The sequence below is a fragment of the Proteus sp. fly-1067 genome (genome assembly GCF_040139345.1).
Taxonomy (GTDB): Bacteria; Pseudomonadota; Gammaproteobacteria; order Enterobacterales; family Enterobacteriaceae; genus Proteus; species Proteus vulgaris_B.
In genome coordinates this window covers 311,795-327,033 of sequence record NZ_JBEEUL010000003.1, presented here as the reverse complement: position 1 = coordinate 327,033, position 15,239 = coordinate 311,795, and the positions used below count along the sequence as shown (strand labels likewise).

At 35.3% G+C, this 15,239-nt stretch carries 10 protein-coding genes and 1 pseudogene; 1 reads left to right on the top strand and 10 read right to left on the bottom strand.

Annotated features, from left to right (window positions below):
• Positions 1–869, top strand: an 869-nt coding sequence (locus ABN217_RS07615; RefSeq protein ID WP_349459282.1) for a phage tail fiber protein, incomplete at its 5' end; no start/stop codon positions are given.
• Between the two features lie 39 nt (positions 870–908).
• Here the strand turns inward: ABN217_RS07615 and ABN217_RS07610 are convergent.
• The 10 genes and pseudogenes from ABN217_RS07610 to tssH form a co-directional block, all read right to left on the bottom strand.
• A complete protein-coding gene (locus ABN217_RS07610; protein WP_349459281.1) occupies positions 909–1,139 on the bottom strand; it encodes a DNA polymerase III subunit theta in 231 nt (76 codons plus the stop codon).
• A 234-nt stretch (positions 1,140–1,373) separates the two neighbouring features.
• Positions 1,374–1,514, bottom strand: a pseudogene (locus ABN217_RS07605) (integrase); the annotation flags it as partial.
• 578 nt (positions 1,515–2,092) lie between these two features.
• Complete coding sequence (locus ABN217_RS07600; RefSeq protein ID WP_072070819.1) at positions 2,093–2,401, bottom strand: helix-turn-helix domain-containing protein; 309 nt, start codon at positions 2,399–2,401, stop codon at positions 2,093–2,095.
• 570 nt (positions 2,402–2,971) lie between these two features.
• A complete protein-coding gene (locus ABN217_RS07595) occupies positions 2,972–4,708 on the bottom strand; it encodes a type VI secretion system baseplate subunit TssF (protein WP_349439352.1) in 1,737 nt (578 codons plus the stop codon).
• Between the two features lie 59 nt (positions 4,709–4,767).
• Complete coding sequence (locus ABN217_RS07590) at positions 4,768–6,099, bottom strand: VasL domain-containing protein (protein WP_196553910.1); 1,332 nt, start codon at positions 6,097–6,099, stop codon at positions 4,768–4,770.
• 39 nt (positions 6,100–6,138) lie between these two features.
• Entirely contained in the window at positions 6,139–9,690 is a 3,552-nt protein-coding gene (gene tssM, locus ABN217_RS07585) for a type VI secretion system membrane subunit TssM (RefSeq protein ID WP_349459280.1), read from the bottom strand.
• A gap of 2 nt (positions 9,691–9,692) precedes the next feature.
• Positions 9,693–11,147 (bottom strand): type VI secretion system protein TssA, encoded by a 1,455-nt coding sequence (gene tssA, locus ABN217_RS07580; RefSeq protein ID WP_340893582.1) that lies wholly within the window; start codon positions 11,145–11,147, stop codon positions 9,693–9,695.
• A gap of 5 nt (positions 11,148–11,152) precedes the next feature.
• Entirely contained in the window at positions 11,153–11,803 is a 651-nt protein-coding gene (vasI, locus tag ABN217_RS07575) for a type VI secretion system-associated protein VasI (protein WP_197268916.1), read from the bottom strand.
• Positions 11,800–12,597, bottom strand: a complete 798-nt coding sequence (locus ABN217_RS07570; RefSeq protein ID WP_196553914.1) for a Fis family transcriptional regulator — start codon at positions 12,595–12,597, stop codon at positions 11,800–11,802. Before ABN217_RS07570 ends, vasI begins: the two co-directional genes overlap by 4 nt.
• Entirely contained in the window at positions 12,594–15,230 is a 2,637-nt protein-coding gene (tssH, locus tag ABN217_RS07565; protein WP_349459279.1) for a type VI secretion system ATPase TssH, read from the bottom strand. The genes ABN217_RS07570 and tssH overlap by 4 nt, the downstream gene beginning before the upstream one ends.
• Positions 15,231–15,239 lie beyond the last annotated feature (9 nt).

Sequence of the window (15,239 nt, the reverse complement as noted above, 5' to 3'; positions counted from 1 at the left end):
CAGGGCAGACAAAAATTGAGATGCCAAATGGTGAAGTTATCACACTCGATAGCATTAAGAAGATGCAGGGGGATATTGGTAAAAAGTTGTCTCCTGGTGATTTTGGATTAGGGGTGGTTAATCCCAAAAATGGGAATGATGCAAATCAATTAAAGGAAAATGGGTTTTACGCTGGAGGTGGTTCGGCATCTGAAAATTTTTACAATGGTTATTGTGCGCTATTATCCCTGAGCAGAAATGCTGATTATAATAGCCAGATGCAGGTTACTCCTGAAGGGGAGATAGTATCTAGGGGAGGTTACAAAGGAAATTATTCAGCATGGCTCCCTGCGTACTCCCCAGTTAACACAACCACTGACCCTCAAGGCTTCATCAAAAAAGCCTCTCCAATTATCGACATCAATCCCGACGGCACATTCACCACTAATGACGAATCTGAGGGCGCTACGGTTACTCGAGTAGCTCAGGGTGAATATCTTATCGAGGGTGTATTAGGTTTTAACTCAGATGCAGGCTGGGGCGGTGTCGATGGCGGTATTGAAATTCCACTCGATGTTAATAAACAGCCGTTGATATGGGTTAACTCTAAAATTAACAAAGACGGCTCTATTCTCGTCAAAACGTATCACCGTACTCATCCTAATGCGCCAGAGTTTGCCCGTAATGATATTGACGGTTATAGCGATGGCTACCCGATTGATATCCCTGCCGGCCGTTTTATTTCCGTGCGTGTACAGATGCCAGAAGGCTCAATCTATAACGTGAGAATGCGTGAGATGGAAGAAGCACAGAAAGCGGAAGAGGAACGCAGACAAAAGGAAGAGGAAGAAAATCAGGACACCAATAGCACACCAGAAATTGATAACTGATTGATTATATAAGTCAGGCGATCCCATCGAGCATCGGCACTACTCTGTTTTCAAATACTGCACAGAATTAGCATCTGGAAGTTTCTTGCTTCTCTCACGATAAAACACTAAACGTTCATTAAAGTACGCTCTCAAATGTGCTGGTTGTTGTCGTTCAACTTCGGACGCAACAACTGGCATGTTGAGTCGTTCTTTATATGCGACACCACTTGCGGCTAAATCGACATTCACTTTGTCTTTTTCTTCTTGAGTTAGGTTTGCGAGATTCATAACAGATCCGGTTAGTTTTTGGAGAGTATAGCAGGGTGGGAGAATTGATGGGACGAATTTGGGACAAGCAACATGAAGTAGCATAAGGCAACTTCAAGTAACTTTAGGTAAGGTGGGACGTGTGAACGCTTGTTGAGACTGTATTTAGTTGATATTAAAGCATAATTCTACGCTCTTCTAAGCCGTAGGTCACAGGTTCGAATCCTGTAGGGCGTACCATTTAAAATCAACACCTTACGCTAATTTCAATCCAACTTGGTTTTTGCTTTGTGTCGTATTTGTGTCGTTATCATTAAAAACGCCATCGATTTTACGTGCATGTTCTGTCAGATTTTGTGCTAAATGAGCATACCTTCTTACCATTTCTATGCTTTCCTAGCTTCGTATCTCTTGTATAGATTAAATTAACATCTATTTAAGTAGGTAATATAACTATTTATTTAAAAATGTGGTGCTAATGGCATCGTCTCAAAATACACTACTTCTTCTTTTTAATGTAATAAAATCAATAGAGTAAATTGTAAAAATTAATTAGATCTATATTGCGTAATTAATACATCTGTTTTTTTACTTTTATTTATTACTGTTTTTGATGATTAAGATAAAGGGGATGATGTAAAAAACTATTAATTGTTACTGTGCTATTTTTATTTCTAGTTGGCTGGATGAGTATTTTAATATTGAAGAATTTGATAATTTATCATCAAAAGAAATAGCGGCTTATTTGGTGGGAGATTCCAATAAAAAATTATCTTTTATACCAGAAATTTTATTAAAACATTTAACTCCTAAAAAATTAACAATTTATTTTTTATTTTAACAACAAATCAATCGATTGATTGTGTAAGTGGATAATATTTTATTTAATATAACGAAAGTAAAAATTAAGGCTTTTATTTGTTAAAATAGCTTAGATGTTAAATCAGCTAATATTAGACAAATTTCTTTATTTTTTATTTAAGACTACGACGCTTTCTATTTCTTGAGACAACAATATCACTTGATGATAAGGCTGTTTGAGCCCATGTATTTATCATGGGAGACATTACTTCAGAATGAAGCAATAAGCTTTGTGGAGAAACTCCTAATATTAGGGCTATGGTAATTAATTGATCTACCGTTATTTTTATGTGGCCATTTTCTAAACGTGAATAGTGTTGCTGGCTTATTCCAATTTTTCGGCCCATTTCAACACCACTTATTTTTAATTGTTTTCTTTTCTGCTTAATTCGTTGACCTACCACAATACTAATTGTGTTCATATTTATTTCTCCTTTTTAAAAGATAGTATCGTAAAAATACCTAAAGATCGATATTAGCGATCAAAAATCAGTTATTGATAGCTAATAACTATTAATATTTGCTTATTAAAAGATTTAAACCGTTTTACCTAAATCAACTATTTAGATAAATTATGTCAGCATTTAATGGTTTTTTTGTTTGTTAATGGCGAAATAAGAGTGTTAAATAAGAATAATATGATTTAAGAAAATTTGGTATGAGAAGTGAAACTACTCTTTTATAGAGTTGTGGTGATGAGGTGGATCAATAAATATACGTATTTTGTGCCTATGCCTAATAAACCAGTTTTCAATGATTCGGATTTTTATTATAAAATTATATTTTTGATGTTTTTTATGTCCAACTATAAACTCTGTTAATTGGTTTTTTAAAACTATATTTATATTAAAGTAATAAGTTTTTTATAACATCATTGTTGAAATAAAGAGATGTATTAGTTTCAATAAAAAATAGATCTGATAATTTATTATATTCTTTGTTTACTTGGAAAATAAGATTAAAAAAAGAGCCCTATTGAAGGCTCTTTTTTATCACAATAACGACTTATAACCCTTTAATGGGGATGGTGATAAAAACCATTTTATTTTATCATCATTTTTAAATTTAACCTTCATTTCTAATAACATATTCTCTGACAAACAAAATGGAAAAAAATGATAAAGATGCGAAACGAAAATAAATGCATCTCCTTCATTTTCAAAACAATCAATATCAATGGTTAAGGTTAAAGATAGGCAACGGTGTGGCTTACCTTTTAAAATGTAATCATAAGTATAACTATTTAAATCAATACATCCTTCTAATGATTTTTTTATTTTTCTTGTGATCTGTTTATCTAGTTCTGCATAAATTAAATAGTCACTAAGCATATTTTTTATTGTTGAAATAGACATTAGCATAAATGCATTAGCACTATAATGTGATAATAAATGCCAATAACATTTATCGTCAACAATAGGAGGGAAACATTCTGATAATGGTGTGATATTTTTAATTAATAAATTATCAGGCATATTTTCACTATGCGCATTTAATACACCAATACGGTTATCCTTATATTTTTCAAAGCCAATATAGGTACAAGAAAAATGTAAACTAGGTGGTGAGATAAGTGCTTCACCTTTGTTATCATAAAAATGAATAATGTAAAATGTGCGTCCAGTAATATCTTTATCTATAGTTAATGAGTAAAAAAGAGAATTTTGATATTGAGGTAGTAGACGAGATGCTGAGGTTAACTCTGTTATTGAATAAAAATGACAATAAATACCTCGTTCTTTTTCATGAGGTTCAAGTGATAGCATGATTTCAGATAAATTTGAAAGGTAGTGGTTATCAGGGATTGGCAATAAATAAGATGACTTATTCTCTTGGAAATCAAGAATAACGGTATGTTCTTTCTCTTTATCAACGGTAGGAACGCAATTAAGTAAAAAACAGTTTTGACACTGTTCTTTTGTTAATGAAATTTGCTTATTTAAATAGATATTAATCGTAAATATAGTGCTTTTTTTCCAATCTAATTCCTTGAGAATATTTAGAATATCTAAGCTAATAAAGTGATGAACATGAGGAAGATACAATCCTTCAAGTAATTGTTGTGGTGCTTTTGGGGTATTTTCTGATTGCGAAAAAATAGGATAGTTTTTACCTATTTGAGTATTAAAGCAAAATGTTGCGTTATCACCATGATAATTTTTATCTGCGTGTTTTAATTCAATATAGTCAAAATGTTGAGTTAGTCCAAGCAATAAAATATCAGCAATATTTTTGATAGGACTAAGAAATAAATTAAGTGAGCAAGATTGTGTATGCTCAATATTACCAAGATATTTAAAAGTCAAAGAGATACAGCTTTTATTGGGTTGATGTGTCACTTTCTTCTTAATAAGAGAATAAGGCTCAATATATAAATCACGACAAGTTGAAAAACATGCATTATTATCACCTAATACACTACTATTTTTAGGAATAAAATAACTGTAATTAATCTCTTTTTCACAACTAATTTGAATAATTGATGTTGATGGTACACCTTTAATTGCTTGAGAGCCTAATCGTTGTAATAAAGGAAGTGTAATTTCAGGAAATGCATCATCAATTTTTTCTTGTAAATGAGCAGAAAGAAAAGCAAATCCCTCCATTAAATAACCTGTTTGTGGATCGTCTGGTTCTAAGACTTCTGCTAAGTGTGGTTTTTTTTGTGCGTAGGATTTTGCCAGTTTTTGTAGGTATTGCCTTTCTTTTAAATATTTAATTTCACTCATGTTAATGTAATATCTGCCTTTTAATAATAAATAATATCTATTGTGATTTTTTGTTATTTTTAATAAGAGTAAGGTTTTAATCCTAATTCTTCCGCTTCTTTTTGAAGGAAATAATATCGTGCTAATAACCCATTAACGTCTGCATCAAGATTATTAATTAATGCGGGTGAAATAATCTGCTCTTTATTTATTGTCTGTGAAAATTCATACAGCTTATTTTCAATTGGAATAGCTTTGTTATGACTTTTTTGTATTTCATAAACAGCTGTTTTTAAATAAGAAAGAGTGAAACTGCCTCGATTACGTTCTTGTTGAACAATTCTGTCAGAAAGTTGTTGGATTAATTTATTGGTATCAGACCAACTGCTGTCAATAGGTGCATTTTCTAATCGTGTAGTGAGGGTATTTTGCCATTGTCGTGTTGCGTAAGATTGATCAGCATTATTAGGCCAAAGCTTTTTAGCCACATCCAACATATGCTCCGATTTTCTTAGTGCAAATAGAGGAGACTGTTTTTCCATTAAAATAAGATTATTTGCGTATGAACTGATATTAGGTTGATATAACCACTGTGTAATAGCACCTTCAGGTTGAGCAGTAATTGCGGAGAGTTCTTTTTGCATTGGTAGATAAATAGCCACACTAATAGCAACAAAAATAGCACTGCTGCTTAATAATCCAATAAAAAAGCCTTTTTTTGCACTCATGGTTTTTTTCTCAATAGGCGGATCGTCATATAAAACAACTTCGGCGATAGGATTAGGTTTAGAAACGTTATTTTCTTTCAGTTCATCAGATGGGCTGATATAGACAATAGGGGGGATCTTAACCGTGGCATTATTATTTTTTTGTGTTGTACTTTTTGTTGTTTGCTCTAAGGTTTTTGCTGCATTTTGGAAAAACCAGAGTAAATTTTCTAGCTTTGGTAATTTAGGCCAATCTGTATGAGTAATTTGATCAATAATTAATTGTAGCGCTCTTTCTGAACGATAAATTAAACGTAAATCAGAAGGGGAAAAGGTTAATTGACGTAATAAAGTACCCGCTTTGGTATTAAACCAATTTAATACATCACATCGATGATTTGATTGGAAAGGCCAAAGATTATCCCATTGACTCACCACAATATTGGCGAGCAATTCACATCCTTCTGTAAAACCATTTAGCCCATTAAGATGAAGGCGAGCAAGCGTATAATAAACACCACTTTGCAAGTCGATACCGTGAGTTTTAAATAACGTTAATGAAAGAGACTCAATAAGTGTCCAACTGATCTCAGGCTGAGAAGGATGATTGAGTTTATTAAATTCCGCTTTTAATGCGATAAATTCAGGGATATCTAAAGGAGACCCCGCAATTTTTATCACAAATTTTTCTTTTGGCGTATTCATGAAATATCCTATCCCCCCATAAATATGAGGGGAAATCAGTTAATAAAGGGTTTCTGGTAATTTGAAGCGCGTAAATAATCCACCAAAGAAAGGATTATTAGATTCATCGATTGTGATCCGATATGTCATATCACCACCATCAAGAGTGAATTTCACATCGAAAGAATGTGGTTTTATGTTGGTAAGTCTGCCACCATTAATCAGTCGCATTTGTGCCCAAGGACCGCTAAATAAAATAGCGCGCGGTGATTTATCGCCAGAAATGGGTACTAAGGTGAGTTTGCTTTCAACATTTGAACGCATTGAATTGGGCCAAACCATATGTACGGTATGGCTTCTGCCGTGTGAATAATCAAGTAATTGACCATCAAGATTTAAAATACTACGACGCTTATTGCCTGTTAGTGATAGTGCTTCAATGGCAAATTGTGCTTCTAAATTGCCTTGTGCATTGAAGAATGTATTTCTAATTCGATTTGCTATTTCAAGTTGTTCTAATACATCCGGACGAATAAGTGACTGACCATCGCTATTTTCAATTAAGTTATTTTCAACAAAAAGGCGTAGATTTTGCTGGTAGAAGCTATCTAATGTACCGTTAGGTTTAAAAAAGCGTTCAAACTCACTTAAAGGTACATCTTGTGTAGTAGCTGTGTTAAACGGATAACGACCTATAATGTAGGTATGATATTGCTTAACGACGGTTTCATTCCACTCAACTTCCATATAGCGAATTGCTTCTTTTTGCACAACATTCCAAGCTTGATCCGCTAATTGACCTACCCAACGATTCATTGGTTCAGGCAATGTTTTAGCCGATTGAGATAATTCAAAGATAATGTCACGATTATTATCGTCAAGACGGGATGTCACCGCTTTTAATGCGGCTTTACCTGGTACAGGTGAATTATAAATACCTAATAAATAACGATGCAGTTCATTTAATTTTTGATTGAGGTTCTGTAAATTCTCACCATTATTGCTGACAAGAATTTCAGTTTGAGGTGCAAATTCTTTATCTAACCGTATGAGTAATTTGTATTTTAATTCATCCATTAATGCTTTTTGGTCAGCAATAGGCAGTGAACTATCTATTTTTGGTAATGTTGTGTTATCTCTTAATACTTGTAATGCTCGCCGTATTGGTTGCTCACCACTAATAATTTGTTCTAATGCATTAATCTCATCTTGTAGTGATTCAAACTCTCTTATTTCAAGGTTACTGATAGCGGCACGCCATTGAGCTGTATAATCATTAAGATATTGTTCCGTGATTTGGCGTTGGATCTCTTTTCGATCATTTTCACTATATCGAGTATTTATACTTAAATTCAAGACCCATGCATCTAAAAAGGTCAGATCCACTAGCTCATCATTATGTTGAGTAAAGTAGTTTGTTAACCCATACAGAGTAAGAAGCTGAGGCATTTGAAGTTTATCTTCATTTATGGCAGCAAAAATATTGTCAAAACTAGGGCCAACTTGATGACGTATATTTAATGGCGATGAAAGCATTTGGTTCGCTTTAAGGCGTAATGTTTGGTAAACACGTTGATAAAGAGGTAGACGGCTCAACTCTTTTTGCGCTGTATTAATAGATTGAGTAAAGGGCGCAAAAGCATTAATTGCCGTTGTTTCTCCAGCTTTACGTTGAGCTTGCCAATCGGTATGTTTTAATGCGTATTGCAAATGTGACATTAATTGAAATTGGATATCACGCTGGCCCGTAAATAAGTGACTCCAATAATTAGCCATAAAGTTTTCAACAATCTCATTATTGCGTCCACTTTTGTCTTCAAGCATGCGCATAATGCGTAATATCTCTAGTTTTTCTTCGCTTCCAGCTTTTGCTTTATTTAACTCAATAAGTAAAGAATTCATTATTGAAGGCAAATAATGTTCTGTTATTAATTGAAGATAAACATTTTCGACGTAAGGGCCGACATTCTTTCCTTGATATAACCCAAGATCAGAAAATAGGTTATTTTTCTCACGATAATTACCGTAAGCTAATGTGGCATCTAATAATGGATTTAATACAGCAAGTTGCTCTTTTCCTGCGGTATTTGTTGTTATTGTGGTATCCGACGCGCGAAAGGCTTTAACTTCATTAAGTACATTTTCACCAGATTGATAGTTCTTGCTGTAATAGTGGCTCCAGCCATTCCACAAAGCGATAATACCAACAAAACTGATAGCAGAAGCTAATAGAACTCTTCTACGATGCTTTTTAAGCCAAAATTGACTTTCAGCAGCCAGATTGGGCTCTGATAGCAAAACATCTTGAAAAAGTGATTGTGTAAAATAGCTGTGAGTCTCAGCAATTGGCCAAGTCGCTAAAGGTGCTGTTGGTAAATGATATTGCACCGATGCTGTTTGGCTAAAGATATTATCAACTTGCCCGACTTGTGTTGCAGATGTGAGATACACACCACGTAATTGAATATCCTGTTGCTTATCACTAGATGTTAGCGCATCAATTAGATTGATTACGTTACTTTTCAATCCTTGAATTTGTCTAATAAAGCTAAATAATTTAGTGCGTTGGCTTTCATCTACACGATTAATCATCATCTCAGGAAGGGCGCTATTCATTTGGCTTACCCATTGGTCCCAAAATGTATTTAGCTCTTTTTCCCAGCTATTTTTGTTATTTAATTGAAATGTCACACCCAAAATTTCATCACGTTGTTTCGTTTCTAATGATTGGAACATCGCATCAAATCCCTGTAATAAATCGAGTTTTGTAAATACGATATAAATAGGTAATTGACTATTAAATGTGATGCGAATTTCTTGTAACCGCATATGCAATGAGGCAATAAATTGGCTATTTTTCTCTTTGTCGTTTGTCAGAAGTTGTAATAAATCGATAGTAAGAATAATGCCATTCATTGGTTGACGTGTACGATGTTCATTTAACCAACCTAGTAACTCATTCCATAGTCGGTGATAAAGTTTTGGTTTTTCTAAAATGAGATTAGGCTGTGTAATTAACTTCCCTTCAGGTATTAATAATATCGCTTGATCGGCGAGTTGCATGTTTATATGTAAAGACAGTTTTTGCTGTTCGTTAACAATATTTTCAATAGGCGCAATATCTAAGGTATTTAGGCTATTTTTTAATAAGGTATTTTTGCCACTTTCGTCAGTACCTAAAACAAAATACCAAGGCTTTTGATAAAGCGCATTAGTGTGTCCATTTTGATGTTTAATAAACTGCGATTTCCAGTAATTTAAATAACGAGTTTGGTGTTCAATATCATTACGGACAGGATCAACAATGGCTAATTCTACTTCTAATTTCAGTCCTTCAAGTTTTTTTACCCGAAGCCATGTTGCAATTCCAATCCAACTGACAACCACTAAAATAGTGATAACAGTAGCTAACCAACGTGCGCTAAGTGAGCGTAATGGATAGCCACCTTTAAATTCATAGTTTGCTCCCCACCACCAGATCCAAATAACAAACAACGCAGGAATTAAAGCAACTAAAAGTAAAAATAGGGATTTAATTTTTGATTTATCAGAAAAGAAAATTTTTTTTATAAAATCTGCTATTTTTTTTCCAGAAAGAAATGACCAATTCATTATTATTCCCTATGAGAAAACGAGTTCTGTTGATGTTCCATTTTTGATGCCAATTGATTTAATAAATTGGGTTCCCACTCTGATAATGAATACCGAAGCGCATCATGATAAAGCTGATTAAAATAAACATTTGCGATGGAACTCATTTTTGATGCTTCAAAAAGTTGTGCAGAAAGTAACTGTAGATAAAACCGTTGACGGGGTTCAGTCGTTACTGAAATAGCGTTATCAATCATTAATAACGCGGCATTAAGACCTTCTTGTTCAAAGCAATCCATAATTTCTTGTTGCTCATTGTGTAGTGATAATGAAGGGCTTGCTTTATTGTTAGCTTGATTTTCTAAACTCCCCAGCCATTGATGAGTTTCTTCTGAAATAAAAGGAGTCATATCAGCGAAATAGAGATGATTAAGCTGAGGTAATCTTATTAAAAACAGTGAAAGCTCTTGAGCAATTGCTGATGAAACATCAATTAGCCCTAATAATTGTGCGGTTTGAGCAGCCATAAAATGCCCATCTAACCAATAAGGCGCTAGCGTTAAGCTTTGCTCAATATCATTGAGTAGTGAGATAGACGGCTGTGAGAGTTGCGCTTTGTAATCGGTCACTCTATCAATTGCTACTGCGGCTAAGGGGGTTTTGCCTTGCTTATCATTTATCGGAAGTGTTTGAATGTTGTGCCAGATAGCATATCGGCGTAGACGATAACCAACCGCATCATTAGGGGCTTGTTCACAAAGAATGCCAGCGACTTTTAATAGTGTCTGCTTCCATTGGCGATCATCACTTTGATTAATTTCAACGTGAGGTTGCTCTGTCTGTGAAGTTGCGCTTACTGGTGTTTGAGGTGTTTTTTTTATTTCATTAACTGGTTCTGCTTTTACACTTTCTTCAACCGTAATAGTCGATTCTTGTATATTTTCTATATGTTGATACGCTCGGCTTAATTCATCCACTTGTGTAGATAAATTAGTCTGACTGGAATGCCAAAATTGTGCTAAATAAGCAAATTCACCTAAGATCTCATCGCGCTGTTCGGGCGTGGCTTGCTGGCAAAAATTATTTTTTACGGTTTCAAAACGTTTAAGAATTTGTTGTGCTAAACGAAGTTTTAACCGAGAGTGACTAGGATAACTGGTATCCCAATAATGTTGCATATAGGTACTTGCAATTGTTGATGCAATCACAAGCTCTTCGGGAATACCTGCGTGTTGTAGCGTCCTTAAAAAATGTACAAGCAAGCGAAAATCTTTAGTTTGTGTGGCAAAGAGTTGTAATGCTCGACGCTGAATATCATCAATATCTAAAGTGCTGTGGCTGAGTGAGCCAAATTTTATCATTTCACTTTCGATATATTCCCAATCAGGGCTATTTTCATCAAGTTGGCTACTCACTTTGGCTTCATCCAAAGGTGCTAAAAGTTGTTCTCTCCATGTACAGAGCGTTTTTGTTGTCATTATTATCACCAATGACAGGCTGAACGCAGAGGTTTTATCTCTTCGTTAATGCCTGAAATATTAAAGGTTAGTTGCTCATCATTTGCTAATTTGATAGTTAATTTTGTGCTAGAGAGCAGTTGCTTGATTTCATCTATACCAGAAAGCCCGCGACTCGCCTCAAGCAGATAACCATCTTCCCGTAGAAACCATTCACTACTTAATTGGGTCTTATCTGTTATTAGTAGGATATTTCCTGCTGTTTGTTTTTTTGCTAGAGCAATTTGCATACGGGTGATGTTATCGATACAACTCAACATAAGAATGGGGCGAGGAGGCAAATATCCCATTGCTGGAATAGTCATAATAACGGGATAAGTGCCTTTATTATGAACAGTGACCATAAACCCAGCGGTGTGATTTTCACGTTTCATTTCATGCTCTACCGCTAAACGCCAAATATTGCCCATCGCACTTACATCAACAATAGAAACTGGTTTGTTCCCAATGTTAATTTGGTCATAGCAAGATAAACGAATAAGTTGAGATGTCTCTTCACGACACTCAAAGAGAGCTAGTTCAGTATGGTTGGTTTTATTTTCTTGCTCTTGTGCAAAAACGTGACTTATTGAAAAGAGAGCGAGAAAAATGAAATAAACTGGTCGTGAATAAGTCATTTAAGACACCCATATTTTTTTAATTTATATAAAAGTGATCGCTTTGAAATATTTAAGTTTTCAGCGATTAAATTGAGATCGTCATTGTTGTTTTCTTGTTGGTAACGCAGAATTGAGGCTTCATAACGTTCTGTGGCTAAAGTAAGATCGTTCACCTCAGCAAAAGAATGAATTGGAATTTGTGTTGGAGTTAAATTTGATACGGATAATGAAAGTAAGGTTTTATTTATTTTCTCTTCTTTTTCTTGTTGTAATTTCAATAAATATTGCAGATCGGCAATTTTCTGTTGTGATTGAGAAAATGCTAAAATACTTTTTAATTGATGATGAAATACATTGCAGTAAATAGAAAAAATACCTTGCTCATAAACCGTTTCATCGAGATTTTCCCCTAACATAATAATTAGCCCATAAGGTTTATTATTAAGATCAACAAAGGGAATACTAAACAGTCCGCAATGCACAGGTTGTTTGGCGATAAATTGCTGTAAAGCATGATCGCTAATATAACTGCCTTGTTTTAAATCATTCCAGAGAATAGGTTGTGGTTGTGATAGAAGCTGGATCAACGGGTGATCTGCTTCTGTAATATCGACATCCAAATGTTTTTTCTCTACTTTTTCACTAAGATCAATACTCCAGCTCTCTAAGCGGTTCTCTGATTTATTAATCATTGAAACAATGAGTGCGCTGAATGGACTACGAGGCATACTCAGCTCAAGAAATTGGCTGGTCAGTGAGTCCACATCTAAACAAGTTAAGAGAGAGAGCGCATTTTTCAGTCTGTGCTTCATAGTTCTACATTGACCTCTGCAATGAATTGGTTATCTTGTGTTGATAACCGTACCGTCCTGATGTCTTCATTTTTCGCACTGTGTTGCAATAGAAGAAGTGAAAGAGGGGGTAATAACGCACCATCAATAATGGATTCTAAAATTCTTGCACCATTTTCTGCTCGTGAAGCACGTTGTAATATTTCATCGGAAACGGTCTCTTCCAGCTTGATCTCTGCGTGAAAACGTTGTGTAAGCAATTGGGTCAAACGAGTTAGTTTGTGAGTAATAATTTCTTTGAGAATAACCTGCGTTAACGGTAAGAATGGGATCACTTCCATCCGCGCTAAAAGTGCGGGTTTAAAGAAGGTAGTTAATTCGGGATAGAGTGCATCATGTAATTCATCTGGTTTGTCAGCATTAGCCATAATGACGTGATCACCTAAATTAGATGTCAGGAAAAATGCAACGTTTTTACAGTCAATAACACGACCTTCACCGTCGGCTAATTCTCCTTTATCAAAGGCTTGATAAAAAAGATTTAAAACATCGGGGTGTGCTTTTTCTACTTCGTCCAGCAGGACAACGGAATAAGGCTTTTTGCGAATAGCTTCGGTTAATACTCCGCCTTCACCATAACCCACATAACCTGGTGGTGAACCAATAAGGCGAGAAACAGTATGTTTTTCTTGAAACTCTGACATGTTGATCGTGGTGAGATATTGTGTTCCACCAAACATCAACTGAGCAATTTGAATGACGGTTTCTGTTTTACCAACGCCACTTGGTCCTGCTAATAAGAATGCCCCCAATGGCCGGCCTGAACGGCGTAAATCGGCACGAGCTGTTAATAAATGCTTATGAAGATGTTTGATTGCAAGTGATTGACCTTTAATGCTTTGCTCAAGGTAGGCTGGTAGCTCTGTCACTACTTGTAATGCATCTTGTGATAAGCGATTAAGAGGTACGCCTGTCCATTCCGCAATCACGGCAGCAATTTGTTTTTTATCTACATGAGGAGAGATTAATAGAGAGTGTTGATGTAATTCATTTAACTCTTCATTTAGCGCGTTTAATCGAGATTTCAGCTCATCATTATTATTTTCAGTGCTGTCACTGTTTGCTTCTTCTTCAAATGGTTCAGCTAATGTTGATAGTAATGTTGAACGTAATTCGATAATTTCACGAACAATATTTTTCTGTTTTTCCCACGCTTGTTGCAAAATATCTATTTGTGGATCTATATCAACAGATTGTGTTTCTAATATCACTAAACGTTCTGAGTGATCTTTTAAACCTAATTGCTGTTCACGCATTAATACGTCAAATTCCATCTTGGTTTGGTGACGTTGTGTTTTTAAGGCTGATAATTGTTTAGGGGGTGTCGAAAGATTGATCGCTGCGCGAGCACATGCAGTATCAAGTACATCAATGGCTTTATCAGGAAGTTGGCGTCCTGAAAGATAGCGTTCACTTAATTGTGCTGATGCACAAAGTGCTTCATCATCAATAAAAACGTGATGTGCTTTTTCATAAATAGAGCGCAATCCACGCATAATAATAATGGCTTCGTCTGCGGTGGGTTCTTTGACTTGAACAAGTTGGAAACGGCGCGCTAATGCCGCATCTTTTTCAAAGTATTTTTTATACTCACTCCATGTGGTTGCGGCAATGGTACTTAATTCACCACGGGCTAATGCAGGTTTTAGCAAATTGGAGATATCTAAGCCTCCTTGCTGATTTCCAGCACCAATCAAGGTATGGGCTTCATCAATAAATAAGATAATAGGAGTAGGTGATTGTGCCACTTCTTGCATAATGCCTTTAAAGCGTTTTTCAAATTCACCTTTAACGGCGGCACCAGCTTGAAGAGCGCCTAAATCCAACGTTAATAACTCACATTCTTTGAGTTTTTCAGGAATTTCACCCGCGATAATACGTAAGGCTAACCCTTCAATTAAGGCACTTTTACCGACACCCGCTTCACCGACAACCACGGGGTTGTTTTTACGACGACGGCAGAGAATATCAATCATTAAGTCAATTTCATGATCACGACATAAAACCGGATCTAGCTGGTTATCTCTTGCTTGTTGCGTCATATTTTGTGTAAAACGCGCAAGCATAGAGTCCGATTGAACATGACTATTGGATGATTTATTAGCTTCTGCTATTGGTGCTTCTGCTGATGTCAGCGTCCACTCATCAAAGTTGAGTTTGAGTTGTTCTCGATTAATTTGCGATAGTAATTCCGCCACCACTTTTGAGAGATAACGATGGGGCATTTGTAATAAAGTGAGTAATAACGCGCCTGAACGTAATTCGTTATGACTAAGCTCTGCTGAAGCCAATAACCAACTATCTTTAAGCCATTCCACTAATAGTGGGGAAAAGCTTGGATAACTTTGTGTCACGCTTTGGTGCTGTACAGAGTTAAGATCTAAAAGCGCTGTTAATTCAGTTGGATTGATATCAACTTTATTAAAAATAGTGCGGATATCCGTTAGTGGTGTTTCCAGCAGTTGTTGTAAAAATTGGTCTACTGTAATTTCAAGTTGCTGGTGACTTACACAAAACGCAGCCACATTTTCTAAAGCGTGTTTAGCAATAGGGTGAAGTCTATTAACTAATGTTGAGAGATCAATCTGGATCATAAGGGCGTC

Excerpts from the sequence above, each read along its gene's own strand:
- ABN217_RS07610 (WP_349459281.1), bottom strand. The coding sequence starts at position 1,139 with ATGAATCTCGCAAACCTAACTCAAGAAGAAAAAGACAAAGTGAATGTC.
- ABN217_RS07600 (WP_072070819.1), bottom strand. The coding sequence starts at position 2,401 with ATGAACACAATTAGTATTGTGGTAGGTCAACGAATTAAGCAGAAAAGA.
- ABN217_RS07595 (WP_349439352.1), bottom strand. The coding sequence starts at position 4,708 with ATGAGTGAAATTAAATATTTAAAAGAAAGGCAATACCTACAAAAACTG.
- ABN217_RS07590 (WP_196553910.1), bottom strand. The coding sequence starts at position 6,099 with ATGAATACGCCAAAAGAAAAATTTGTGATAAAAATTGCGGGGTCTCCT.
- tssM (WP_349459280.1), bottom strand. The coding sequence starts at position 9,690 with ATGAATTGGTCATTTCTTTCTGGAAAAAAAATAGCAGATTTTATAAAA.
- tssA (WP_340893582.1), bottom strand. The coding sequence starts at position 11,147 with ATGACAACAAAAACGCTCTGTACATGGAGAGAACAACTTTTAGCACCT.
- vasI (WP_197268916.1), bottom strand. The coding sequence starts at position 11,803 with ATGACTTATTCACGACCAGTTTATTTCATTTTTCTCGCTCTCTTTTCA.
- ABN217_RS07570 (WP_196553914.1), bottom strand. The coding sequence starts at position 12,597 with ATGAAGCACAGACTGAAAAATGCGCTCTCTCTCTTAACTTGTTTAGAT.
- tssH (WP_349459279.1), bottom strand. The coding sequence starts at position 15,230 with ATGATCCAGATTGATCTCTCAACATTAGTTAATAGACTTCACCCTATT.